This is a genomic window from Roseburia sp. AF22-2LB (genome assembly GCF_003461125.1).
In the GTDB taxonomy this organism is placed as follows: Bacteria; Bacillota; Clostridia; order Lachnospirales; family Lachnospiraceae; genus Roseburia_C; species Roseburia_C amylophila.
Map to the genome: position 1 here is coordinate 1 of NZ_QTWM01000007.1, position 24,614 is coordinate 24,614.

General features: G+C 39.6%; 21 protein-coding genes, 1 other RNA gene and 1 other annotated feature. Of the genes, 14 read left to right on the plus strand and 8 right to left on the minus strand.

The window, feature by feature from the left end; genetic code table 11:
* Positions 1–255: 255 nt before the first annotated feature.
* Positions 256–1,158: a LysR family transcriptional regulator gene (locus tag DWX96_RS10285; RefSeq protein ID WP_118057494.1), complete on the minus strand. Its 903-nt coding sequence runs from the start codon at positions 1,156–1,158 to the stop codon at positions 256–258.
* A gap of 131 nt (positions 1,159–1,289) precedes the next feature.
* On the opposite strand from DWX96_RS10285, the gene leuC reads away from it, so the two are divergent.
* Together leuC and leuD are read left to right on the plus strand one after the other, a co-directional pair.
* Positions 1,290–2,549, plus strand: coding sequence for a 3-isopropylmalate dehydratase large subunit (gene leuC, locus DWX96_RS10290; protein ID WP_118057493.1), 1,260 nt, complete (start codon positions 1,290–1,292; stop codon positions 2,547–2,549).
* Between the two features lie 12 nt (positions 2,550–2,561).
* Complete coding sequence (gene leuD, locus DWX96_RS10295) at positions 2,562–3,050, plus strand: 3-isopropylmalate dehydratase small subunit (RefSeq protein WP_022243891.1); 489 nt, start codon at positions 2,562–2,564, stop codon at positions 3,048–3,050.
* On the opposite strand, the gene DWX96_RS10300 is transcribed toward leuD, so the two are convergent.
* Positions 3,037–3,846 carry a hypothetical protein gene (locus tag DWX96_RS10300; protein ID WP_118057492.1) on the minus strand — a complete coding sequence of 270 codons (810 nt, stop codon included), beginning with the start codon at positions 3,844–3,846 and terminating at the stop codon, positions 3,037–3,039. The two genes, leuD and DWX96_RS10300, sit on opposite strands and share 14 nt — an antisense overlap.
* 281 nt (positions 3,847–4,127) lie before the next feature.
* Here DWX96_RS10300 and DWX96_RS10305 point away from each other — a divergent pair, with 281 nt between their 5' ends.
* Positions 4,128–5,543, plus strand: coding sequence for a WD40/YVTN/BNR-like repeat-containing protein (locus tag DWX96_RS10305; RefSeq protein WP_117698985.1), 1,416 nt, complete (start codon positions 4,128–4,130; stop codon positions 5,541–5,543).
* 72 nt (positions 5,544–5,615) lie between these two features.
* Positions 5,616–7,106, plus strand: coding sequence for a threonine synthase (gene thrC, locus DWX96_RS10310; protein WP_118057499.1), 1,491 nt, complete (start codon positions 5,616–5,618; stop codon positions 7,104–7,106).
* A 122-nt stretch (positions 7,107–7,228) separates the two neighbouring features.
* Here the strand turns inward: thrC and DWX96_RS10315 are convergent, their stop codons facing one another.
* Positions 7,229–8,110, minus strand: a complete 882-nt coding sequence (locus DWX96_RS10315) for a chemotaxis protein CheX (protein WP_117698986.1) — start codon at positions 8,108–8,110, stop codon at positions 7,229–7,231.
* 2 nt (positions 8,111–8,112) lie between these two features.
* Positions 8,113–8,490 carry a response regulator gene (locus DWX96_RS10320; protein WP_117841094.1) on the minus strand — a complete coding sequence of 126 codons (378 nt, stop codon included), beginning with the start codon at positions 8,488–8,490 and terminating at the stop codon, positions 8,113–8,115.
* Between the two features lie 216 nt (positions 8,491–8,706).
* Here DWX96_RS10320 and DWX96_RS10325 point away from each other — a divergent pair, with 216 nt between their 5' ends.
* Positions 8,707–9,051, plus strand: a complete 345-nt coding sequence (locus tag DWX96_RS10325) for a hypothetical protein (RefSeq protein ID WP_022243885.1) — start codon at positions 8,707–8,709, stop codon at positions 9,049–9,051.
* A 126-nt stretch (positions 9,052–9,177) separates the two neighbouring features.
* Here the strand turns inward: DWX96_RS10325 and DWX96_RS10330 are convergent, their stop codons facing one another.
* Positions 9,178–10,539 carry a citrate/2-methylcitrate synthase gene (locus tag DWX96_RS10330; RefSeq protein ID WP_118057491.1) on the minus strand — a complete coding sequence of 454 codons (1,362 nt, stop codon included), beginning with the start codon at positions 10,537–10,539 and terminating at the stop codon, positions 9,178–9,180.
* 220 nt (positions 10,540–10,759) lie between these two features.
* On the opposite strand from DWX96_RS10330, the gene deoC reads away from it, so the two are divergent.
* The 9 genes from deoC (at position 10,760) to DWX96_RS10375 (ending at position 20,771) form a co-directional block, all read left to right on the plus strand.
* A complete protein-coding gene (gene deoC, locus DWX96_RS10335; protein WP_117699001.1) occupies positions 10,760–11,404 on the plus strand; it encodes a deoxyribose-phosphate aldolase in 645 nt (214 codons plus the stop codon).
* An 80-nt stretch (positions 11,405–11,484) separates the two neighbouring features.
* Entirely contained in the window at positions 11,485–11,892 is a 408-nt protein-coding gene (locus tag DWX96_RS10340; protein ID WP_118057490.1) for a cytidine deaminase, read from the plus strand.
* Positions 11,893–11,975: 83 nt separating this feature from the next.
* A non-coding RNA gene (ssrS, locus tag DWX96_RS10345) (6S RNA) lies at positions 11,976–12,155 on the plus strand.
* Between the two features lie 182 nt (positions 12,156–12,337).
* Positions 12,338–14,566: a SpoIID/LytB domain-containing protein gene (locus tag DWX96_RS10350; RefSeq protein ID WP_158561849.1), complete on the plus strand. Its 2,229-nt coding sequence runs from the start codon at positions 12,338–12,340 to the stop codon at positions 14,564–14,566.
* 2 nt (positions 14,567–14,568) lie between these two features.
* Complete coding sequence (locus DWX96_RS10355) at positions 14,569–15,423, plus strand: YihY/virulence factor BrkB family protein (protein ID WP_117698998.1); 855 nt, start codon at positions 14,569–14,571, stop codon at positions 15,421–15,423.
* Between the two features lie 47 nt (positions 15,424–15,470).
* Positions 15,471–15,687: a binding site (T-box leader), on the plus strand.
* Between the two features lie 99 nt (positions 15,688–15,786).
* Positions 15,787–16,806 (plus strand): phenylalanine--tRNA ligase subunit alpha, encoded by a 1,020-nt coding sequence (pheS, locus tag DWX96_RS10360; protein WP_117698997.1) that lies wholly within the window; start codon positions 15,787–15,789, stop codon positions 16,804–16,806.
* Between the two features lie 82 nt (positions 16,807–16,888).
* Positions 16,889–19,312, plus strand: a complete 2,424-nt coding sequence (gene pheT / locus DWX96_RS10365) for a phenylalanine--tRNA ligase subunit beta (protein WP_118057488.1) — start codon at positions 16,889–16,891, stop codon at positions 19,310–19,312.
* 17 nt (positions 19,313–19,329) lie between these two features.
* Positions 19,330–20,355 carry a tRNA preQ1(34) S-adenosylmethionine ribosyltransferase-isomerase QueA gene (gene queA / locus DWX96_RS10370; RefSeq protein WP_117841091.1) on the plus strand — a complete coding sequence of 342 codons (1,026 nt, stop codon included), beginning with the start codon at positions 19,330–19,332 and terminating at the stop codon, positions 20,353–20,355.
* Positions 20,356–20,429: 74 nt separating this feature from the next.
* A complete protein-coding gene (locus DWX96_RS10375; RefSeq protein ID WP_022243876.1) occupies positions 20,430–20,771 on the plus strand; it encodes a PilZ domain-containing protein in 342 nt (113 codons plus the stop codon).
* A gap of 147 nt (positions 20,772–20,918) precedes the next feature.
* On the opposite strand, the gene aroA is transcribed toward DWX96_RS10375, so the two are convergent.
* Genes aroA through aroF form a run of 3 tightly spaced genes read right to left on the minus strand, consistent with a single transcriptional unit; the run spans position 20,919 to position 24,366 of the window.
* Entirely contained in the window at positions 20,919–22,196 is a 1,278-nt protein-coding gene (aroA, locus tag DWX96_RS10380; RefSeq protein ID WP_118057487.1) for a 3-phosphoshikimate 1-carboxyvinyltransferase, read from the minus strand.
* A 54-nt stretch (positions 22,197–22,250) separates the two neighbouring features.
* Positions 22,251–23,348: a prephenate dehydrogenase gene (locus DWX96_RS10385; protein ID WP_118057486.1), complete on the minus strand. Its 1,098-nt coding sequence runs from the start codon at positions 23,346–23,348 to the stop codon at positions 22,251–22,253.
* A 1-nt stretch (position 23,349) separates the two neighbouring features.
* Positions 23,350–24,366, minus strand: coding sequence for a 3-deoxy-7-phosphoheptulonate synthase (aroF, locus tag DWX96_RS10390; protein WP_022243873.1), 1,017 nt, complete (start codon positions 24,364–24,366; stop codon positions 23,350–23,352).
* Positions 24,367–24,614: the final 248 nt, after the last annotated feature.

Genomic DNA, 24,614 nt, shown 5'->3' on the forward strand with positions numbered 1-24,614 from the left:
TAAATCTTTTACAGAATGGGATTAGCCATCAACACGTTTTGTCCTATAACCCTTTTTTTACGCGAGTAGCGAGAAAAATCGCATGCTTGCATGCGGATTTGGCGAGCACCGCGATAACTCGAGAAACTCGCAAAGCGTGTTTCTCGTAGTTACAGGAAATTGCTTTCCTGTAAAGTAAAAACGCTCCGTGAGAAACTCTTAAAGTATGTTTCTCATATCTGTCAGGCATTTGTAAGAAGCTGGCAGTGAGGCATCTTATTCGCCCGGATGAAAATTCTGGTAGAAATCAATAAATAATTCCAAGGATTTCGAAGGCTTTAGGGTGTTTTTATAAGCGAAGCCAATTTCACGCTTGTGAATTGGAAAACCAAGTGGAATCTCTAATAACTCTTTATTTGCAAGTTCGTTCTGGACAAATTGGCGGATGACGCAGGCAACACCCAGGTTGGTTTTTGCAAAGTCAATTAAGAGGTCCATCGTAGAGACTTCGATTAAATCTCTGGTCTCAATTTTATTTTCCTGTAAATAATCATCAATATACTGACGGGTCATGTTATGCTTATCGAGAAGCATCAGCGTAGAATTCTGTAAGATTTCATCGGAAGAAATGCCCCTTGCATTCAATACGTTTAAGTAAGCTTCCGTTGCAACAAAAATATCTTCAATTTCAGCCACATTGCTGAAATTTAAAGTTTTCTGGTTTTCCGGCCTTGCAATCAGACCGATATCAATTTTGTTTTCTTCTAACATCTGTAAGGATTCGTTGGTAGACTGGCATACGATAGAAATATTAATATGCGGATAGCGTTTTGTGAAATCCTTTAAATAAGGCAGAAGCATGTATTTGCAGAGTGTGGAACTGACACCGATTTTTAAGTGGCCAACACCAAGCTCTAAGGAGTTCTTTAATTTATCTTCCCCTAAAGTCAGGGTTTCGAAAGCGGAACTGACATGAGTAAAAAGAAGTTCGCCTTCTTCGGTCAGCAATACGCCGCGGGAACTTCGGCGGAATAGTTCGCAGCCCAGGCTTTCCTCTAGTTTCTGTATGGATTTACTGATGGCAGGCTGGCTGATATAAAGCTCTTTGGCTGCCTTTGATATATTCTGTGTTTTTGCTACGGTATAGAAAATACGGTAACTGGATAAACTCTGCAACATTTATAGATCCCTCCGTGTTTATAACTAAAAATCATAATAAATATGTTTAATATGTATTTCCATTATACCACTAGCTGTGCTATAATAGCAACAGTATAGAAAAAATGATTTAATTTCAGGAGGAATTTCAAATGGGAATGACAATGACACAGAAGATTCTTGCGGCACATGCGGGACTTGATTCTGTTCAGGCTGGCCAGTTGATTGAAGCAGATTTAGACTTGGTATTGGGAAATGACATTACTTCACCGGTGGCTATCCATGAGATAGAGAAAATGAAAGTAGACGGAGTGTTCCATAAGGATAAAATCGCACTGGTTATGGACCACTTTGTACCAAATAAAGACATCAAATCTGCACAGCATTGTAAATGTGTCAGAGAGTTTGCATGCAAAAACGAAATCACCAACTACTTTGATGTAGGAGAAATGGGTATCGAACATGCACTTCTTCCGGAAAAAGGACTGACTGTTGCAGGAGATGTTATTATCGGAGCAGATTCACATACCTGTACATATGGAGCATTGGGAGCATTTTCCACCGGTGTTGGAAGTACTGATATGGCGGCAGGAATGGCAACCGGAAAAGCATGGTTTAAAGTACCATCCGCGATTAAATTCATTATCACAGGAAAACCAGCACCATGGATTAGCGGTAAAGATGTTATTTTACATATCATCGGAATGATTGGTGTGGATGGAGCATTATATAAGTCTATGGAATTCGTAGGTGATGGTATCCGGTATCTTTCCATGGATGACCGTTTTACCATTGCAAATATGGCAATTGAAGCCGGCGGAAAGAACGGAATCTTCCCGGTAGACGAGAAAGCAGAAGCATATATGAAAGAGCATTCCAAGCGCCCTTATAAAGTATATGAAGCAGATGAGGATGCTGTATATGATGAGGAGTATACCATTGACCTTAGTACACTTCGCCCAACCGTAGCATTTCCACATCTTCCGGAAAATACAAAGACCATTGATGAAGTAGGCGACATTACTATTGATCAGGTAGTAATCGGTTCCTGTACGAATGGAAGATTAGATGACCTTAAGATTGCAGCTTCTATCCTGAAAGGAAAGAAAGTAAAGAAAGGTTTACGTGTCATCGTAATTCCTGCAACCCAGCAGATTTATCTGGATGCCATGGAAGCCGGATATATCAGAACCTTTATTGAAGCAGGTGCTATTGTCAGCACACCGACCTGCGGACCTTGCCTTGGTGGCTATATGGGAATCCTTGCTGAGAATGAAAGATGCGTATCTACAACCAACCGTAACTTTGTGGGACGTATGGGACATGTGGATTCGGAAATTTATCTGGCAAGCCCGGCAGTTGCAGCAGCAAGTGCAATTACAGGAAAGATTTCCAGCCCGGAAGAAGTATAGGAGGATTAGAACATGAAAGCAGCAGAAGGAAAAGTATTTAAATTCGGTGACAACGTAGACACAGATGTTATTATACCGGCAAGATATCTGAATTCTTCCGACCCTAAGGAACTTGCCTTACATTGTATGGAAGATATTGATAAGGAATTCGTAAATAAAGTATCTGCAGGAGATATTATTGTAGCGGAGAAGAACTTTGGATGCGGTTCATCCAGAGAGCATGCACCAATTGCAATTAAAGCCGCTGGTGTAAGCTGCGTCATAGCAGAAACTTTTGCACGTATTTTCTATCGTAATGCAATCAATATCGGACTTCCGATTATTGAATGTAAGGAAGCAGCTTTGGAAATCAAAGCAGGAGATGAGGTAGAGGTAAATTTTGATACTGGTGTCATTACCGACAAGACCACTGGAAAGAGTTTCCAGGGTCAGGCATTCCCGCCATTTATGCAGAAGATTATCGATTGCGAGGGACTGGTAAATTACATCAATCAGAAATAGCAGAAAGTTTAGAAAGATAATTGATATATTTTGGAGAGATTTTAAGATTAGTATAAATTTCTGCATATTCTCTAGCGGATAACTCTGTAATATAGTTTTCTTCAAAATTCTTATGAATACCGGCTGCCTTTGCCAGATCAACAGCTTTGTTGTAGGCAATGGCAGCTTTTTCTTCGGAAGAATAAGTGCCAATGGAATAATTGCCATTGATATGGATAAAAGCCTGATAACGGAGGAGTCCGTTGTGTTCTGTTTGGGCAACTCCACGGTAGCGGTTAATGACAATAATATTGGCGTAGCTGTAATCGAAGGGGTTACCATTGGCGAAAGTGTAATCTACATCCAGTACCGCATGATTACGGACTCCATAGCGGGAGAGAATCCCGGTCTGCATGCCGTATTCATTTACAAAAAGCCGGCCACCACGCTGCATAATCTTGTGGCTGGAATAAAAGAATAAATCATCAATATCAAATTTATATTCCGTCTGTGGTGCGAGAAAATAGAGAAAATAATTCTGCTTCAGATAAATCGGATTCCTGATATAGACGCCGTTGTCACGGAAATTTAAAAGTGTAATGGCTTTGGTAAAATCTAAAAGTTTAATATATGCGGTATAATTTTCCAGTGTGATTTCAGACTCAGAAAGTAGAGAAGTCCCCTCTTTATAGGCAAGATGGGCTTCTTCTTCCGTTGGAAAGCTTCCAAGACTAATATGTTTTCTTTTATAGGTAAGGCTGGAACGGTAGTAGATGGTTCCGTCTTTTGTTTTGGCTGAAAAAGCACCGGAAAGCATGGTAAATCCTCACATTCTAAAATCCTTAGTTATAAATCATCTGTAAGAAGCTGCCGGTGGCGAGTTCTTACGGTAAGCATCACTTTGAGTATAACATTTTTAGGAAAGCATGAAAACAGGAAAATATCTTAAGAAAATATCAAACTTTTGAAATGAAAAATATGCTATGATGCCAATATATATTGGAAATTGCAAGGATATAAAAAAGCGTGGAAATATCAGAAATATTTGGCGGCGTTATTGGAATAGTGATATGATTGCAGGTGGAAAGGAGCAATTCGTTGAAGCAGGAAAATACAAGAAAGAAATATCAATTAAAAAACTGGCTAAAAGCAGGGATGATTCTGTTACTGGTATGCCTTGGAGGGTTATATTTTTTCAAGACATCCGAACGGTTTCAAAAAAGTGATGAAGTAAAGATAACATTAAAGCATGATAATTTCTTTGATGACAGTGTGGCAGGGATATTGGAGGATCTGGATAATGAAATCGGGCTTCCTAAGAAAATTTATCTGGTGAACCATTTTAATGTGACTTTCTATGCTACCGGAGAGATTGCTGCAATAGATACGTTTTTCTATGGTGAGGATGAGAATGGAGAAACCAGAACCTATCTTGTGGACTATAACCGGAAGAAAAGCAGCAAAATGACAGTTTACATCAATAATTATGCCAAGACAGATTATGAAGAAGATATGTGCCTGACACCGCTTTTTGAACTATTGGGAAATATAAAGGTGAAAGAACGGGTAGATAGCTGGGCAGAAGAAACAAAGAGCCATACCTTTGGAATAAGTTATTCTGGGAAAAGAGCCTTTTCCAGTGCAGATAGCCTACAGGTGATAAATGCAGAAAATGCAGATATAGATGAAAATGAAGATATAGATGGAAATGCAGATACAAATGAAAATTCAATTTTAAGCCAGTTGGAATATGGCGGAGAAGTTACAGGTTTTGCAGTTACATTTTCTACTGGTGGCGAAGAAAATACAGGTGAAATTATAACTTATATCATAAATCCAAAATATACCAGTGCTGCAGTGTTAGCCCAGCAAAACCGGCAGGAGCAGATTGATGAAGCAAAAAACGGTGCTGGAAATGACACAACGGATAACAATGGGAATGCAGACACCAATGCCGTAGCCGGCAATGATGGCAATGATGAGGAAGAGAGCGGAGATGGCACTCCGTGGACAGAAAACAGGGAAGATGGAAGCGTGTACTTTTTTTTAGATGACAATACCGGTTATCGTCTGTTGGTGGCGGATGCAGCTGCCGGCAGCCGTTTTTATGAGCTTGAAATGACAAAGGATGGCGGGCAGAGCTGGAATCAGCAAAATGCAGATCCGTTTGATGGAAATATTGGTGTGGCAGAAGGAATAGAATTCTATAATGAAAATCTGGGCGTTATCGGATTGGCTGGAGCGTCAGGTGATTATTCCACACTTTATCTGACACAGGATGGCGGGAAAACATTTTCCATGATTGAACTTTCCATGGATGAAGTGACAGAACTTCCGGACACGGCAGCAGAGTATGGATTTTCCATATCAGACTATGATTATTGCAAGATGCCACAGCAGAAAGATGGAAAACTTATAATAAAAGTAATATCTGCTATGGGTGAAAACGATGGAATTCTTTTTGAATCCATAGATAGTGGGAATACATGGAATTATTCTGGGATAAGTTATTGACAGTAAACTGCAGGTTCTTATATAATGAAAGACAGAACAAATTTTATGCAGAGAGCAAAAGAGGGACAAAAAATGGATTTGATTTACACAAGTACAAGAAACTCAGATGAAAAGGCAACAGCTTCACAGGCAATTTTAAAGGGTCTTGCAGGAGACGGTGGTTTATTTGTGCCGGATTCATTACCAAAACTTGACGTTGATATGGATACCCTGGCAAAAATGAGCTATCAGGAGACTGCTTATGAGGTAATGAAACTTTTCTTAACAGACTTTACAGAAGAAGAGTTAAAGCATTGTATCAATAGTGCGTATGATTCTAAATTTGATACAGAAGAGATTGCTCCGTTAGTAGATGCAGACGGTGCATATTATCTGGAGCTTTTTCATGGAGCTACGATAGCATTTAAGGATATGGCATTATCCATTCTGCCTTACCTTATGACAACTGCTGCAAAGAAAAACCATGTAAAGAATGAAATTGTTATTTTAACAGCAACTTCCGGTGATACCGGAAAAGCTGCTTTAGCAGGCTTTGCAGACGTTCCTGGTACTAAGATTATTGTATTCTATCCAAAGAATGGTGTCAGCCCGATTCAAAAGAAGCAGATGGTTACCCAGAAAGGGGCAAATACACATGTAGTTGGTATTCATGGTAACTTTGACCAGGCACAGACCGGCGTTAAGAAAATGTTTTCTGATAAAGAACTGGCAGAATTAATGGACAAAGCCGGATATCAGTTTTCCTCTGCTAACTCCATTAATATCGGACGTCTTGTTCCTCAGATTGTTTATTATGTATATGCATATGCAAAATTATATGAAAATGGTGCAATTGCAAAAGATGAAAAGATTAATGTTGTAGTTCCAACCGGTAACTTCGGAAATATCTTAGCAGCTTTCTATGCAAAGAACTTAGGACTTCCGATTGCAAAATTAATCTGTGCTTCCAATGAGAACAAAGTATTATTTGACTTCTTCTCAACCGGAACCTATGACAGAAACCGTGAATTTGTACTAACTTCTTCTCCATCCATGGATATACTGATTTCCAGCAACTTAGAGCGTCTGATTTATCGTATTGCCGGAAATGATGCAGAGAAAAATGCTGAATTCATGCGTGCATTAACAGAAGAGGGCAGATATATGATTACCGATGAGATGCGTGCCCAGCTTGCTGACTTCTATGGCAATTACACCACAGAGGAAGAAACAGCAGAAGTAATCCGTGACCTCTATGAGAAGACCGGCTATGTGATTGATACACATACTGCTGTAGCAACCGGTGTATACCACAAATATGTAAAAGAGACCGGTGATAATACCAAGACTGTTATTGCATCAACAGCAAGCCCGTTCAAGTTTACCAGAAGCGTAATGGATGCCATTGATAAAGAAAAATATGATTCCATGACTGATTTTGAACTGGTAGATGAGTTAAGCAAGATTGCAAATGTAACAGTTCCACAGGCAATTGAAGACATCCGTAGTGCAGAAGTACTTCATAAGACAGAATGCGATGTAGAAGATATGCCTAAGACGGTAAAAGCATTTTTAAATATCTAAATGCTTATGTAAAACATAGAGAATCTGCTACCGGCAGTTTCTTATGGATACAAGGTAACAAAACCCTGTCAGAGAAATCTGACAGGGTTTCGTTTATGTAAATAAAATGTAAAGGTTTAAGATTAGATTTCCATCAGGAAGTGAATGGTTCCAAATGGGAAAATAATTGGAAATACATAAATCTTAGTGGCATTTGTAAGTGTTTCTTCCTCATGAACTTCCGGAGGACATAAGTTTAATTCCAGGGAAAATTCATTAGACATATTTACATTAAATAATCCGTTGTGAAGATTTAAGAAATCTTCGATAGAAGCTTTTACATACTCATCGAATTCATGGAATTCTTCTTTGGCATAACGGGATGCAAAAGCAATTGCAACAGATTTACTCATGTCTACACCAGAATTGAAAGAAAGTAAACCTTCATCTTTCTGGGTAACACAATAGTTGGTCATATACTCGGATTTCATCAGTGGATTTAATGGTGTAAAATCCTTTCCGATGAAACGAACGATATCATTAAAGAGAAGATTAAGGTATGCAACAATCTTTCCTGACATATCAGAATTATCAAAATGGAAGAATTTATGAATCAGCTTTTCAACCATATCATTCTGTTCGTTAGCAACATTTAAATCATCAATTTCATTACTTGCCTGATATTCTGCAAGTAATTCCTCAAACTGACTGTTGGTAAGCAGTCCGTCTTCAATCAAAATCTGACCTAAAAGCAGGTAGTCTGGTTTCTGCGAGGAGAGTAATTTGTCAACCTGTTCCTTTGTAAGATATCCGCCTTCGATTGCAATTTCACCAAATTTCTTGTCTTCATGGGTCTGACGGCATACAATAGCGTCAACCTGGGAAGCATTTAATAATCCGGCATGAATTGCCAGAGTACCTAATTTCAGATAGGAAGAGGACTGCCTCTCTAATGCATCTACCAGTTTATCCGCAGGAACAGCACTTTTGCTTAAAAGAAAATTACCAAAAAACTGTGTATACATAATTATCTCCCTTCAAAATAATTCTTCAGTACCCGCTCAATCTGTTCAACATTCAACGGTTTCTGGATAAAGTCCTTTGCACCGGCTTCAATTGCATTCTTTAACTGAGCCTGTGTACCAACAGAAGATACGATAATAATAACCGCTTTCGGGTCAGATTCTCTAATTTCTTTTACAGCGGCAATACCATCTTTTACAGGCATAACAATATCAAGAAAAACGATATCAGGTTTATCGGATTTGAATTTGTCAATTACTTCCTGACCGTTTGCTGCCTCAACAAAAGTTGTACCACCATACTGCGCAATAATGTCTTTCAACTGTTTTCTCGCCAGAATGGAGTCATCTCCAATCAGGATTTTGGCTTCGTCTAATTTCATATATAATCCCTCCAAATACAACTAGAATAATTAGAACATATTAATATACTACAATAGTTGACCAAAAGTTTCAATGGCTTTTTCGATAAAATTCGTGGTTTTGCATAAAAAACAAATAAAAATAGAAGGTTATATGATAAATATGTTCACATAGCAATGTAAAGTGTGGTAAGATAAATCAGAATCAGGAAAAAAGAGTAAAAGAGGTTACATATTATGAAAGTAAACTGGAATTTAGTAGTAGATGTTGTGGTAGCACTGGTAGGTGTCTATGTTCTTATGAATGGCATATGGATGAAAAGTACCGGAAAGACAAGCAGCCTTTTGGCAACGCCGGAGGAATTAAAAAAATGTAAACATCCGGAGAAGATAAGAGAAGAAGTAACACCGAAAATGCTTCTTTGCGGAGCACTGGCATTAGTATATGGCATTGTGACGGCATTGGGTGAGACCATCTTTAAACTGCCGATTATTATTAAATCAGGAATCCTGCTGCTGCTGGTGCTATCCTGTCTTTTTTTGGTCAGTACATTAAAGAATGCCAGAGAGAAGTATTTATAAAAAATATTTATTTAGAATAATTTATAAAAAACTGTAGTTTATATCTGGAAAAGATACCAGATAAGAACTACAGTTTTTTGTGTCTAAGCATTCCATAAGAAGCTGCAGGCGGCAGAATCATGCGGTTTAACGTTTGTCAATCGGAACATATTCTTTGCGTTTACCGATGTTACGATATGCAGGACGCATAATTTTTCCATTCTGGGAAAGCTCTTCTAAGCGGTGGGCACTCCAGCCGGCAATTCTTGCAATTGCAAAAATCGGTGTATAAAGCTCTAATGGAAGGTCAAGCATATGATAAACAAATCCGCTGAAGAAGTCTACGTTCGGACTTACGCCTTTATAGATTTTACGCTCTTTGGCGATGATTTCCGGTGCAAGACGTTCTACTAAAGAGTAGAGTGCAAACTCTTTCTCATAGCCCTTTTCCTGGGAAAGTTTTTCTACAAAACCGCGGAAGATGACTGCTCTTGGGTCGGAAAGAGAATATACTGCATGACCCATTCCATAGATAAGACCGGCATGGTCAAAAGCTTCTTTATGAAGAAGTGCGGTAAGATATTTACCTACTTCGTCTTCATCTGTCCAGTTTTTTACAGTGCGTTTCATATCTTCAAACATCTGAACCACTTTGATATTGGCACCACCATGTTTCGGACCCTTCAGGGAACCAAGGGATGCAGCAATAACAGAATAAGTATCGGTTCCGGAAGAAGATACCAGATGGGTAGTAAAGGTAGAGTTATTTCCACCACCATGCTCCATATGTAAGATTAATGCAATATCTAAAAGTTTTGCCTCTAATGGGGTATATTTACTGTCTGGCCGCAGAATATGAAGAATTGTTTCTGCAGTAGATAATTCCGGCTGTGGGGTATGAATATAAAGACTGGCACCATCATGATAATGGCGGTAAGCCTGATAACCATATACAGAAAGCAGTGGAAATAAGCTGATAAGCTGTAAACACTGTCTCAATACATTTGGAAGTGAAATATCATTGGCACGGTCATCATAGGAATAAAGTGTAAGCACACTTCTTGCCAGTGTATTCATCATATCTTTGCTTGGAGCTTTCATAATAATATCACGCACAAAGCTGGTTGGAAGTGTACGGTATTCGGAAAGCAGTCCACAGAAGTTTTTCAACTGTTCTTTGGTTGGAAGCTCACCAAACATCAGAAGATAAGCACATTCCTCAAATCCAAAATGGCTGTCCGGTGCAATTCCTTTTACTAAATCTTTTACATTATAGCCACGGTAATAAAGTTCACCCTCAGCTGGAATGTATTCTCCATTTACCAGCTTGGTAGAGCATACATCAGAAATGTGTGTAAGTCCTACCAGAACACCCTTTCCATTTAAATCACGAAGACCACGGTTAACATTATATTTCGTATATAATTCAGAAGGAATGATGGATGATGCGGAGCATTTATTCGCAAGTTCCATTATTTCCGGTGTGATTTCATAAAAACGTCCTGTCATATTGTTCCTCCTCTTTTAATTATTTTAATATGTTATCATATTTCGGTTGTAGAAAACAAGAAAAAAGCGTAAATTTTAAAGAAAGTTTAAAATTGTTTTCTAAAAAATTTAGAATTATAGGAAGATAGTACTAATGTAAAAATGTTCTCTGATAAAACGTTTTTTGCTGGATAAATTACAGAATATATATTACAATTAAAAAAAATACCGGAGGTACAAAATGGAAAAAGAAGAATTATATCGTTATGTGGATCATACTGCGTTAAAAGCCTTTACCACATGGAAGGACATAGAAAAATTATGTGAAGAAGCAATAAAATACCATACCGCATCGGTTTGTATCCCAAGTTGTTACATCAGCCGGGTAAAAGAAACTTACGGCGATAAAATCAAAATCTGTACCGTAGTAGGATTTCCGTTAGGATATGCGAACACTGAAGGAAAGCTGGCAGAGACAAAGAAAGCATTGGAAGACGGCGCAGACGAAATTGATATGGTAATTAATATCTGCGATGTAAAGAATGGGGCATATCATAAAGTAGAAGAGGAAATCCGTCTTTTAAAAGAGGCAACAGGAGGTAGGATCTTAAAGGTTATTATCGAAACCTGTTATCTTACAAAAGAAGAAAAGATTGCCATGTGCCATGCGGTAACCAATGCCGGAGCAGATTTTATCAAGACATCTACCGGATTTGGAACGGCAGGTGCTACCATGGAAGATGTATTATTAATGAAAGAACACATTGGAGCAGAGGTTAAGATTAAGGCGGCCGGAGGAATCCGTACCAAAGAAGATATGGAAAATTATATTAAGGCAGGCTGTTCACGGCTTGGCACAAGTTCTGCCGTTGATATTCTGGGATAGCAGATATTAAGAGCAATGAAGAATGATAAGATAATGAAAAAAAATTGTAAAACAGAAATAATTTAGAAAAGGTGAGTGTCATGGAGACGGACAAAAGACAATTATTAGAAGCGGCAAAAGAAGCCAAAAAATATTCCTATGCACCGTATTCCAATTTTCATGTAGGTGCAGCCCTTTATTGTAAGGATGGCAGTATCTATACCGGATGTAATATCGAAAATGCAGCCTTTACGCCGACAAACTGTGCGGAGCGGACAGCAGTTTTTAAAGCAGTATCGGAAGGGAAAAAAGATTTTCTGGCAATTGCTGTAGTGGGAGACAGGGAAGAACTTCTTACACCTTGTGGTGTCTGTCGGCAGGTATTGACAGAGTTTGTAGATGGAAGCACGTTTGAGGTAATTATGGAAGATGGAGCTGGCGGTATCAAAGTTATGAAATTAGAAGAGCTTTTTCCGGCATCCTTTTCACCGAAAGATCTGCAATCATAAATTGTTCCACAATTTGACAGGAATTTTACATTGAAAAACAACACATATTAGAGTATAATAACAATTACAAAAAGCAAATAGTTTTATGCCTGGGATGTTCGACACGCCTGTTATTTTGAACCTACATTTACTTTAAACGGGATTCCAATATTTCCAATAGGATGTCAGGCCTCCGTTTGCAGTGGAAGGCAGAGTATTGGTTGAGGTTACCCACCTAGCTTTGCTAGGAGTCAAAATACAGGAAACGGCATTTTGGGTATATTTGCTAAAGATAAGGTATGAATAGACGAAAGAATCTTTGTGTACAAAAGAATCATAAGGTACGGAAGATAAACATATAGTATACCAAAGAAGCATGTTTACAAAAGAACCGAAAATACAAAAGAGAAAAAAGAAGCTGCTGAAAAGCAGCTTCTTTTCTGCAACAGGCAATAAAGGAGTTATTATGCGAAAAGTGAAAAGTAAAAAAAGTAATTATCTGTTGCTGTTTTGTGGAGTACTTCTGGTTCTTATACTAGTGGTTCTGATAACGGATACAAAAGGGGAGAAAAATGGATATTCCGAACAATGTGTTTATCGGAATGAGATTCCCTCCTTGCTGCAGTTTACTTATTATTCCAAGGACGAATGGGCTGAGAAACTGCCGCAACAGGGAACACTTACCTATGATGATGTAAGTGGCATTCTGGAATTGCTTCATTTAAAAGAATATATACCTTTGGATGATTCGAAAAAAAACATTGACCGGGCAGCCTGGTTTGCTATATATGATGAAATTTTAAGTTATCTTGATACCGATACGTCTGTCTTAAAAAAGGACATTCTTGTATTGAAAAAAGAAAAAAAACAGCTTACCACACAGGATGGCACTTATGCCATTATATCCAATCCAAAGTGGTATCAAAAGCTTCACAGTTATGGTGTTTATCTGTTGGAGGATAAAGTAATCGGGGTCGCCGCAAAGGATAAAGAAGATGTGGCATTGAAAAATGCCTATCTCATTTCAAATATAGAAGGAAATCTTACATTTCTTTATCAGGGAACAGAATACCAGCTGCCGGTTGATACCGATGAAGAATTATCAAATGTCGTAGCAGACATTTTTTTCAGTGAAAAAGAGATACATAAAATCAGCCGGAAGGAAGATACCATTACCGGAAAGCTGATATCAAAAACAGATACTGCAATGGAGATTAAGGGATATGGACAAGTTGCGATAGATGAAGCCATGAAAATATATGCAACTTATGATGGAATCCGGGAAGTCTCCATGGATGCGCTGATGCTGGAAAACATGGAAATTACATTTGTAGTGGCAGAAAAACAGATCTGTGCCATTCTTTTGACAGAGCCTGCTAAAATAGAAAACATCCGTGTTTTGTTATTAGACAATGATAATATGTTCCGCTCTGACGTATCCTTAGTATCGGATGTGCCGGTGCATCTTTATTATGGAGAAACAGAAACTGTATTAGAAGCAGGCAGCGTGATTACGGCGTCCAATTATGCCAATATACTTGCAACATCGTCTGTTTCATTAGTCGCAGAGGATGGCACATCACCATTCTATTTTACTGACAATCAGGGCAATCGCATATCTCCGGCTTATGCAGGCAGCATGGAGCTTCGTATGTATCCGGAAGGATATACCGTGGTAAATGTAGTGGATTTAGAATCCTATGTAAAGGGCGTTATCCCAAGTGAGGTTCCATCTTCTTATGGAATGGAAGCCTTAAAAGCACAGGCTGTCTGTGCCAGAAGCTATGCTTATATCCAGATGATGCACAATAAATATGAAGCTTATGGAGCACATGTAGATGACAGTGTGAATTTTCAGGTGTATAATAAGCAGAATCAGACACCGGAAACGGTAGCTGCGGTAGATGAGACGAAAGGTCAGGTACTTTCTTATAAAGGTGATATTATAGAGACTTATTATTATTCCACATCCTATGGCCATACCGGAGATTACGAAGCCTGGAATCTTGATAAAGATGCTTATGGATATTTGCAGGGCGTCTGGGTGCGCAGTGAAGAAAATCCTATTGATTTATCGGATGAAAAAAGCTTCTTGGATTATATCAGTAACGTAGACAGTGCCTGCTATGAATCGGATTTGAAATATTTCCGTTGGAATACTGTGCTTGATTTCCAGGGAAAAGATGAGACATTGCTTCATACGATAGCAGATAGAAAAGAGCACCAGCCAGAGGCAATTTGTTATTATAAAGATGCATCTAAGACGGAAACAACAGACAGTTGCAGCAACTTTGGGCCATTGCAGGCAATAAATGTGGCAAAACGCAATCAGAGTGGTGTTATTTTAGAACTGGAACTTGATTTCCAGAATGGTGCAGTCAGCGTACAGTCTGAATATAATATGCGTGCAATTTTGGGCTGTGGTATTACGAATATTAACCTTTTGGATGGAAGCAGTGTGGAAATGAGTATTCTGCCCAGTGCTTATATCAGTATACAGGAAAAAGGGGATGGAACTTATGCAGTCTTTGGCGGTGGTTACGGTCATGGCATTGGCATGAGCCAGAATGGGGCACAAAAGCTTTGCGGGCAGGGCTTTGATTATAAAAGGATATTAAATTATTTTTATCAGGATACAGAATTGACTGAGTTATATCAGCCACAAAATACGACGAAGGAAGAAGGGGGTGCATAAGTTTGCTCTGGAAACTGATTGGAAATGTAAAATCATTTTTAGATAAATGTAAACGGGATAATATCAATGCATTTGCAGCACAGGCAGCATTTTTTATCCTCTTATCCAGTATCCCGTTTCTTATGGTGTTCAGTTCCCTTTTGCAGTACACGCCGGTAACGGAAGGGATGATTTTACAGATTGTAAATGAAACAATGCCTGAATATATTGCGCCGTTTCTGGTAAATATTATCAATGAAGTCTATACCAAATCCTTTGGAATCGTATCGATTGCAGCCATTGCAGCAGTGTGGTCGGCAGCCAAGGGTGTGCAGTATATGGCAAATGGGTTGAATGTGGTAAATGATATTGTGGAGACCAGAAACTGGTTTGTTCTCCGTTTCTGGGCGATTATTTATACCGTTGTATTTGTCATTGCTATTGTAATCTCGCTGGTATTACTGGTATTTGGCAAATCATTAGAACATCTTCTGGTGAAGCATATTCCGATAATGACACATATTGTAAGCCTCATATTTGAACGTGGAAGCCTTATTATGATACTGGTGTTAGTCATTCTCTTTGTAGTGATTTTTACATTGATACCAAACCGTAAGGCAACCTTTCGTTCCCAGCTTCCGGGTGCAGTACTTTGTGCCATTGCCTGGTGTGTGTTTTCTGCCGGATTATCTATCTATGTGAATTATTTTAATGGATTTTCCATGTATGGAAGCCTGACTACATTGGTATTAATTATGTTGTGGATGTATTTTTGCATGTATATCCTGATGTTATGTGCGGAATTCAATGTGGTATTCGACGAATATATTGCAGGATTCATACAGCAGAAGAAGGAGCGGAAACGGGATAAAAAATAACTTGAAGTTTTAGAAACCCTGTGGTATTATAACATTTAGTGAAAAAGTAAAAGGCAATGAAAGTGTTCAGTAGGTTATTGTACTTTTTAAAGAGAGAGGAAATCATCGGCTGAAAGTTTCCTTAAGGTAAGGCAGTAATTGAATTTCGCACGGAAGCTGCACAGGTGAATGTTAGTAGTCTGTGACGTGATACGCGTTAAGTATTTATAAGTGTCTAATGATTTAGAAATCAGGGTGGTACCGCGGAGTAATTTCGTCCCTATGGGAAGAAAATGCTTCGCGTTTTTTACGTGAAAAATTCGCAAAGCGTATTTCTCGTAGTTTATTTATGAATGAAATAAAATGATAGAAGGAGATATTATTATGAAAGAAAAGCTGCAGAAAATCAGGGAAGAGGCAATTCATCAGATTGAATCATCCGGCGAACTTGGCAAACTGAATGATGTCAGAGTTGCATTTCTCGGAAAGAAAGGTGAACTCACCGCAGTATTAAAAGGAATGAAGGATGTTGCACCGGAGGACAGACCTCTGGTAGGACAGCTGGTAAACGAGACCAGGGAAGCTATTGAAAAGAAATTAGATGAGACAAAGCAGAAATTAGAAGCTGCCCAGATGGAACTGAAATTAAAACATGAAGTAATTGATGTTACACTTCCGGCTAAAAAGAACCGTGTCGGCCATCGTCATCCGAATACCATTGCATTGGAAGAAGTAGAGCGTATCTTTACCGGTATGGGCTATGAAGTAGTGGAAGGACCGGAAGTAGAATATGATTATTATAACTTTGAAGCGTTAAATATTCCTGCAAATCATCCTGCAAAAGACGAGCAGGATACGTTCTATATTAATGATAAAATCGTGCTTCGTACCCAGACTTCACCGGTACAGGTCCGTGTCATGGAAAAAGGCAAGCTTCCAATCCGTATGATTGCACCGGGAAGAGTATTCCGTGCAGATGAAGTAGATGCAACCCATTCACCATCTTTCCACCAGATTGAGGGAATGGTAATCGATAAGAATATTACATTTGCAGATTTAAAGGGAACGCTGCAGGAGTTTGCAGCCCGTCTGTTCGGACCGGAAACCAAAGTAAAATTCCGTCCGCATCACTTCCCGTTTACAGAGCCAAGTGCAGAGATGGATGTCACCTGCTTTAAATGTGGCGGTAAAGGATGCCGTTTCTGTAAGGGCGAAGGCTGGATTGAAATCTTAGGCTGTGGAATGGTTCATCCGAAGGTGCTTCGTATGAGCGGTATTGATCCGGAAGAATATTCAGGATTTGCATTCGGAGTTGGTCTTGAGCGTATTGCTTTATTGAAATATGAAATTGATGATATGCGTCTCTTGTATGAGAACGATGACCGTTTCTTAAGACAGTTTTAATGAACAGGGAAGTTGAAGGGACATGTTTCCTGTAGTCGGAAAGAAAAGAACACAGTAGAGAGTTGATAGAAGGAGAAACAATATGAATACATCATTAAAATGGATAGAAGCTTTGGTTCCGGGACTTAATGTAGATGCACAGGAATATACCGATGCAATGATTCTGTCCGGTTCAAAAGTAGAATTTTACAAGAAAATGGATGCCGATTTAGAGAAAATCGTCGTTGGACAGATTAAGAAAATCGAGCCGCATCCGGATGCTGATAAATTAATTATCTGTCAGGTAGATGTGGGAACAGGTGAGGACGTACAGATTGTAACCGGTGCTCCGAATGTAAAAGAAGGAGATAAAGTTCCGGTTGTATTAGATGGCGGACGTGTTGCCGGTGGACATGATGGAAAGATGACAGAAGGCGGCATCAAAATAAAAAAAGGGAAATTAAGAGGAATTGAGTCCAATGGAATGATGTGCTCCATTGAAGAACTTGGTTCTACCCGTGATATGTATCCGGAAGCTCCGGAATATGGTATCTACATCTTCGCAGAGGATGAGGTAAAACCGGGTGATGATGCAATTAAAGCATTAGGCCTTGACGATACTATTGTGGAATATGAGATTACAAACAACCGTGTAGACTGTTTCTCAATCCTTGGAATTGCCAGAGAAGCAGCAGCAACCTTTAAGAAAGAATTTGTACCGCCGGTTGTAACTGAGACCGGAAATGATGAGGATGTCAATGACTATATTAAAGTAAATGTAGTAGACAAAGAATTATGTCCTCGTTATACCGCCCGTGTGGTAAAGAATATTAAGATTGCTCCATCACCAAAGTGGATGCAGCGCAGACTTGCAGCCCAGGGAATCCGTCCAATCAATAACATTGTGGACATTACCAACTATGTTATGGAAGAATACGGACAGCCGATGCATGCATATGACTGGGATACCATCGAGGGAAAAGAGATTGTTGTAAGACGTGCCGGAAAAGGCGAATTATTTACAACTTTGGATGGTCAGGAGCGTTCTTTGGATGAAAACGTTCTGATGATTTGTGATGGCAGGAAAGCAATCGGTATTGCAGGTATTATGGGTGGCGAGAATTCCATGATTACAGACAATGTAAAAACCATGCTTTTTGAAGCTGCATGCTTCGATGGAACCAATATCCGCCTTTCCGGTAAGAAAATCGGGCTTCGTACCGATGCGTCTTCCAAATTTGAAAAAGGTCTGGATCCGAACCTTGCTATGGAAGCTATGAACAGAGCCTGCCAGTTAATCGAAGAATTAGGCGCTGGTGAAGTAGTTGGCGGAGCCATTGATATTTACGAGAATAAGAAAGAGGGCAGACGGATTCCTTTTGAACCGGAGAAATATAATAAATTATTAGGAACCAATATTAAGCCGGAAGAAATGCTTTCCTATTTTAAACGTCTGGAATTAGGTTATGATAAAGAAACCAATGAAGTATTAGTTCCATCCTGGAGACAGGACTTAGAGTGTGATGCAGACCTTGCAGAAGAGGTAGCAAGATTCTTTGGTTATGCAAACATTCCAACAACCCTGCCAAGCGGAGAAGCTACTACCGGAATGTTATCCTATAAATTAAGAATCGAAGCAATTGCAAGAGAAATTGCAGAGTTCTGCGGTTTTTCACAGGGCATGAATTACTCCTTCGAAAGCCCGAAGGTATTTGATAAATTATTACTTCCGGAAGATTCACCATTACGCCAGACCGTAACAATTTCCAATCCTTTGGGAGAAGATTTCAGTATTATGCGTACCACATCCTTAAATGGAATGCTGACATCTTTATCAACCAACTACAACAGAAGAAATAAAGATGTGCGTCTCTATGAATTAGGCAACATTTATCTGCCAAAGAGTGTACCGGTAACGGAACTTCCAGACGAGAGAATGCAGTTTACCCTTGGTATGTATGGTGAAGGTGATTTCTTTACCATGAAGGGTGTGGTAGAAGAATTCTTCTATAAAGTTGGAATGACGATGAAAGCTGAATATGATCCGAAGTCCGGAAGACCTTATCTGCATCCGGGCCGTCAGGCAAACATTGTATATGATGGTAAAGTAGTTGGTTACTTAGGAGAGGTTCATCCGATTGTAGCTGCTAATTACAATATCAAAGACAGAGTATACGTTGCAGTGATTGATATGCCATCTATTATGGATGAAACAACCTTTGACCGTAAATATGAAGGTATTGCCAAATTCCCGGCAGCAACCCGTGATATCAGTATGGTTGTTCCAAAAGAGATTCTTGCAGGAGATATCGAAAAAGTATTCGACAGCAAGGGCGGCGCTTACTTAGAAAGCTACGCACTGTTCGATATTTATGAAGGAGCCCAGATTAAACCGGGTTATAAATCTATTGCTTATTCACTGACCTTCCGGGCAAAGGATAAGAACTTAGAGGAAGCAGATTTGAGCGGAGCAATGAACCGCATTGTAAAAGCATTAGAAGCAATGAAGATTGAACTGAGAGCTTAGAAATAGAGGAAAGAAACATGGATGTAAAAGCTTTTGATTACGATTTACCGGAGGAACTGATTGCGCAGGATCCTCTGGAGGATCGTTCCAGTTCCAGACTCATGGTCTTGGATAAGAAAACAGGAGATATTGAACATAAAATATTCCGTGATGTAGTAGATTATCTGCAGCCGGGAGACTGTCTTGTGTTAAATAATACCAAGGTAATTCCGGCAAGACTGTTTGGAGTCAAAGAGGGAACGGAAGCCAAAATAGAGATTCTTCTTTTAAAGAGAAAAGAAAATGATATCTGGGAAACACTGGTAAAACCGGGAAAGAAATGTAAGCCTGGTGTTAAGATTTCTTTTGGAGAGGGACTTTTGACTGGAGAAGTCTTAGAGGTCGTAGAAGATGGTAACCGGCTGATTCAGTTTCACTATGATGGAATCTTTGAAGAAATTTTAGACCAGCTTGGTCAGATGCCATTGCCGCCTTATATTACCCATCAGTTAAAGGATAAGAACCGTTATCAGACAGTATATGCCAAGTATGATGGTTCTGCCGCTGCCCCAACAGCGGGACTTCATTTTACACCGGAATTATTACAGCAGATTCGTGATATGGGCATAGATATAGCAGAAGTTACCCTTCATGTGGGACTTGGCACTTTCCGTCCGGTAAAAGTAGATACCATCGAAGAGCACCATATGCATTCGGAATTCTACCGGATCGAACAGTCGGAAGCCGATAAAATCAATCGTGCCAAAGCAAATGGCCACCGGGTAATTGCCGTGGGAACCACCAGTACAAGAACTTTAGAGTCTGCAGCAGAAGAAGATGGCACCTTACGGGAAAAGAGCGGATGGACGGATATCTTTATCTATCCGGGCTATAAGTTTAAAGTTATAGATGCTCTGATTACGAATTTCCACCTGCCACAGTCTACCCTTGTGATGTTGGTGTCTGCTCTTGCAGGCAGGGAACATATTCTGGCTGCCTATAAGAAAGCAGTAGAAGAAAAATACCGTTTCTTTAGTTTTGGGGATGCTATGCTGATAAAATAATTTCTTATTGTCAGAATTCGAAATATAGGATAAAATAATTTTATTAGCTTTAATCTTGATAGAAGGAGAGGACTATGGACGAGAGAAGAAAACATAAACGATTGGATTTAGATGTATCTGTTCAGCTGGAACGTCTGGATCAGGATGATATTACTACTTTAAAATTTATTCATGTGGTAGTTACTGATATTTCACGTTCCGGAATCGGATTTGTTTCTGACCAGAATTTGAAAGTTGGAACCTACTATGATACCAAGATTCAGATTTGGACGAAAGAGGTCATTGATGCGGTACTTGAGATTGTCAGATGTGACCCGAAGGGGGACGGAACCTATAAATATGGCTGTGTATTTGTTGGAATGTCAGATACCGATGCATTAAAAATTGATATTTATCAGATTTTCAATGATGTCTAAAAGATAAACTGAGTTATAGAATAAAATGTGTTGATGAAAACCGCTTTTAACCCTTGAAAATAAAGGGCTGAAAGCGGTTTGATGTTTTCAAAACTGCCTGTAGCAGATTTTGTGCTTTTTAAGTGGATTTATAATCTGACATATGATTTACATAGATAATTTCTCTAAATCTTTGTAGAAATCAGGGTAAGAAACCTCTGCAATTTCGGAATGCTCTAATTCGATACCACCATCAATATTTAACGCAGCAATGGCAAAGCTCATAGCAATCCGGTGGTCAAGTCCTGCATCTATGGCTGCGGTGTGTAAGGTCTTTCCGCCGTGAATAATCATGCCATCATCCGTTGGGGTAACATCACAGCCTAATAACTTTAAGTTATCTGTTACCGTAAGAATACGGTCGGTTTCCTTTACCTTAAGTTCTGCAGCATCCCGGATAATAGTGATTCCTTCTGCAAAGGCTGCCATAACAGCAATCACAGGGATTTCATCGATTAAAGTCGGGATGAGTTCCCCTTCCACCACGGTACCATGAAGTGAACTGCCTTTTACCAGAAGGTCGCAGACCGGCTCACCGGATGCGGTTCTTGGATTCAGCCGTTCGATGGAGCCGCCCATTGCTTTGGCAACTTTTAAGATGCCATCTCTTGTGGGATTGACTCCAACATTGCGGATTAAGACTTCGGAACCAGGAGTAAGTAACGCTGCCGCAATAAAATAGGCTGCCGAAGAAATATCTCCAGGAACTTCCACTTTCTGTCCGTTTAAAACAGGATCCGGTGCAATGAATGCAGTTGTTCCTTCGGAGGTGACTTTAGCACCGAAAGAGCGAAGCATTAGTTCTGTGTGGTTGCGGGAGAGTACCGGTTCCGTTACGCTGGTAATTCCGTCTGCATATAAGCCGGCTAAAAGGATACAGGATTTTACCTGGGCAGATGCAACCTTTGAAGTATAATCAATGGCATGTAATTCATGTCCGGTTATTTTTAAAGGAACACAGTTGTTATCCTTTAAACTTTCGATATCTGCCTGCATGAGACGAAGCGGTTCCATGATACGCTTCATGGGACGGGTGCGAAGGGAATTATCCCCATCTAACTGGCTGACAAATGGATTACCGGCTAAGATACCAGAAATCAGCCGGGTAGTAGTTCCACTGTTCCCCGCGTCTAAGATATGCTGTGGCTCCTTTAGACCGTGTAATCCTTTTCCATGGACAAGGACACGGCTTTTTTCCCGTTCAATTTCAATGCCCATTTCCTGAAAGCAGGAAATCGTAGAAAGACAGTCGGCACCCTCTAAAAAATTGGTGATTTCGGTTGTGCCGTTGGAAAGCGAACCAAACATAATTGCACGATGGGAAATGGATTTGTCTCCCGGAATATTTATTTCTCCATGTAAGGCATGGGCTTTTTTGATCTGCATAATAAAATCCTTTCTGGATGTATTCTGAAATATTGTCAATATTTTATCTAAATATTATCGTTCATAAACCGTATAGTGATATTTGCGAAGCAGTGCAATGGCACAGTTAAGTGCTTCTTCTTCATATAATTCAATACGAAGTACACCGTTTTCAAATTCACGGTTATGGATAATTCCAATATTTTTAATACTGATATTGTTGCTGGCAAGAATCGTAGCAATGGTTGCAATTCCACCGGCTTCATCAATCAGATCACAATAACATTCAAAGACTTTACGCAATGGACCGGAAGAAGTAATGGTGATAGAATCCCGGTAATCCTTGGCATGAGAGAAGAAATCATAGATTTCCTTTTCTTTTTTTTCAGCAATCAGACTACGCATGGTATTTAATTCTTCCGTATAGCAGTCAATGAGTGTTAAAATCTGCTCCCGGTTAGAGGCACAGATATGCTGCCACATTACAGGAGAAGAGGATGCAATTCTTGTAATATCTTTAAATCCGCCTGCTGCAATCGTCTTCATCGTCTCATTTTCATCATCGGTTTCACGAATCAGATTCACAAGACTTGCTGCAATAATATGCGGCAGATGACTGATAGAAGCGGTTGCATGGTCATGGGTTTTCGCATCCATAATCATAGGAACTGAGCCTAAGGATGCAATATAATCCCGGAACGCATGAAGCACTGTGGTATCAGTTTTGGCGGTCGGGGTTAAAATATAATAAGCATTTTCCAATAAATAGGCGGTTGCAGCCTGATAGCCGGTCTTTTCAGAACCTGCCATAGGATGTCCGCCAATAAAAAAGGATTCTAACTCAAGGGCGGTAATACTTTCATGAATATCCCCTTTGACACTTCCTACATCAGAAAGAATACAGCCCTTTTTCAAAAAGGGCTTTAATTCTTTTATGTATTCAATATTTTTCTGTACCGGACAGCAGAGAAAGATAATATCACAGTCGGAGAAATCTTTCATTGCAAGCAGCGTATCATTGGAAATAGTATGGTCCTCAAAAGCTGCAGTTATGGTAGAAAGATGACCGGATGTGGCAATCAGTTCTGTTTCCGGATAAATGCGTTTTATGGTCTTAGCCATCGAACCGCCGATAAGACCAAGACCAATAAAACCGATTTTCTTAAAGTCCATGTTACATTAAGCTCCTTCCGCTTAAGGAAATATATGGTTTGATATGTTCCATAACAGAATCGAACTGTTCGAAGTTCAGAGACTGCGGACCATCGGAAAGTGCATGTGCAGGGTCATTATGTACTTCAATCATCAGACCATCGGCACCGCAGGCAATACCGGCTTTAGCAAGCGGCTCAACGAAAGAGCGGACACCGGTTGCATGGCTTGGGTCAACGATGACCGGAAGATGGGTACGTTCCTTTAAGACACATACTGCACTTAAGTCTAAGGTATTTCTGGTGGAAGTCTCAAAAGTACGGATACCACGTTCACATAATGCAACGTTTGGACTTCCGGAAGAGATAATATATTCTGCTGCATTCAGCCATTCATCAATCGTAGCAGACAGACCTCTCTTTAATAAGACAGGAAGACCGGCACGGCCAACTTCTTTTAATAATTCGAAGTTCTGCATATTTCTGGCACCGACCTGAAGCATGCTGACATATTTTACAGCAGATTCTACGGCATGTGCACTGGTTACTTCACAAATGGTTGCAAGACCTGTTTCATCAGAAGCGGTCTTCATATATTTTAAACCTTCTTCCTCAAGACCCTGGAAAGAGTATGGGGAAGTACGAGGCTTGTAAGCACCACCACGAAGAATGGTTGCTCCTGCCTTCTTGACTGCACGGGCAATGCAAAGAAGCTGTTCTTCTGTTTCGACGGCACAGGGACCAGCCATAATTGTCATGGTATCAGGACCGATTACGGTATCCTTAACCTTGAAGCTGGTTGGCTGTGGGTGGAACTTCTTATTGGCAAGCTTGTAGCTTTCGGTAATTGGAACTACCTTTTCTACTTCAGGGCTGGCTTCAATGCGCTGAATATCTAATTTGGTTTTATCGCCGACAACTCCGATAATGGTAACTTCTTCACCATGTGAAAGATGTGTTTTTAATCCTTCTTTTTCCACTGCATCTACAATTTTATCTACATCCTGTGGAAGAGCGGATGGTTTCATAACAATAATCATAATTTATAATCCTCACTTAAAAAAATGTCACCTGACCGGACTATTATAATATGAGAAGAAACGGAATGCAACCGCATCTCTCCGGTGGTGCATGTATACTATAACGGAATCAGAATATAATGTCAATACTTTAAAGCGTTAAAGTTTAACGTACGAAAATATAAAATTTCACAATAAAATTATCAAAAATAGTGCAAAATGTTTACTACACATTTACAATTCATTCATAAATGTTGTGTATAATACAT

What these genes read in the sequence shown, in the direction of transcription:
- DWX96_RS10285 (WP_118057494.1), bottom strand. Translation starts at nt 1,158, where the DNA reads ATGTTGCAGAGTTTATCCAGTTACCGTATTTTCTATACCGTAGCAAAA.
- leuC (WP_118057493.1), top strand. Translation starts at nt 1,290, where the DNA reads ATGGGAATGACAATGACACAGAAGATTCTTGCGGCACATGCGGGACTT.
- leuD (WP_022243891.1), top strand. Translation starts at nt 2,562, where the DNA reads ATGAAAGCAGCAGAAGGAAAAGTATTTAAATTCGGTGACAACGTAGAC.
- DWX96_RS10300 (WP_118057492.1), bottom strand. Translation starts at nt 3,846, where the DNA reads ATGCTTTCCGGTGCTTTTTCAGCCAAAACAAAAGACGGAACCATCTAC.
- thrC (WP_118057499.1), top strand. Translation starts at nt 5,616, where the DNA reads ATGGATTTGATTTACACAAGTACAAGAAACTCAGATGAAAAGGCAACA.
- DWX96_RS10315 (WP_117698986.1), bottom strand. Translation starts at nt 8,110, where the DNA reads ATGTATACACAGTTTTTTGGTAATTTTCTTTTAAGCAAAAGTGCTGTT.
- DWX96_RS10320 (WP_117841094.1), bottom strand. Translation starts at nt 8,490, where the DNA reads ATGAAATTAGACGAAGCCAAAATCCTGATTGGAGATGACTCCATTCTG.
- DWX96_RS10325 (WP_022243885.1), top strand. Translation starts at nt 8,707, where the DNA reads ATGAAAGTAAACTGGAATTTAGTAGTAGATGTTGTGGTAGCACTGGTA.
- DWX96_RS10330 (WP_118057491.1), bottom strand. Translation starts at nt 10,539, where the DNA reads ATGACAGGACGTTTTTATGAAATCACACCGGAAATAATGGAACTTGCG.
- deoC (WP_117699001.1), top strand. Translation starts at nt 10,760, where the DNA reads ATGGAAAAAGAAGAATTATATCGTTATGTGGATCATACTGCGTTAAAA.
- DWX96_RS10340 (WP_118057490.1), top strand. Translation starts at nt 11,485, where the DNA reads ATGGAGACGGACAAAAGACAATTATTAGAAGCGGCAAAAGAAGCCAAA.
- DWX96_RS10350 (WP_158561849.1), top strand. Translation starts at nt 12,338, where the DNA reads ATGCGAAAAGTGAAAAGTAAAAAAAGTAATTATCTGTTGCTGTTTTGT.
- pheS (WP_117698997.1), top strand. Translation starts at nt 15,787, where the DNA reads ATGAAAGAAAAGCTGCAGAAAATCAGGGAAGAGGCAATTCATCAGATT.
- pheT (WP_118057488.1), top strand. Translation starts at nt 16,889, where the DNA reads ATGAATACATCATTAAAATGGATAGAAGCTTTGGTTCCGGGACTTAAT.
- queA (WP_117841091.1), top strand. Translation starts at nt 19,330, where the DNA reads ATGGATGTAAAAGCTTTTGATTACGATTTACCGGAGGAACTGATTGCG.
- DWX96_RS10375 (WP_022243876.1), top strand. Translation starts at nt 20,430, where the DNA reads ATGGACGAGAGAAGAAAACATAAACGATTGGATTTAGATGTATCTGTT.
- aroA (WP_118057487.1), bottom strand. Translation starts at nt 22,196, where the DNA reads ATGCAGATCAAAAAAGCCCATGCCTTACATGGAGAAATAAATATTCCG.
- DWX96_RS10385 (WP_118057486.1), bottom strand. Translation starts at nt 23,348, where the DNA reads ATGGACTTTAAGAAAATCGGTTTTATTGGTCTTGGTCTTATCGGCGGT.
- aroF (WP_022243873.1), bottom strand. Translation starts at nt 24,366, where the DNA reads ATGATTATTGTTATGAAACCATCCGCTCTTCCACAGGATGTAGATAAA.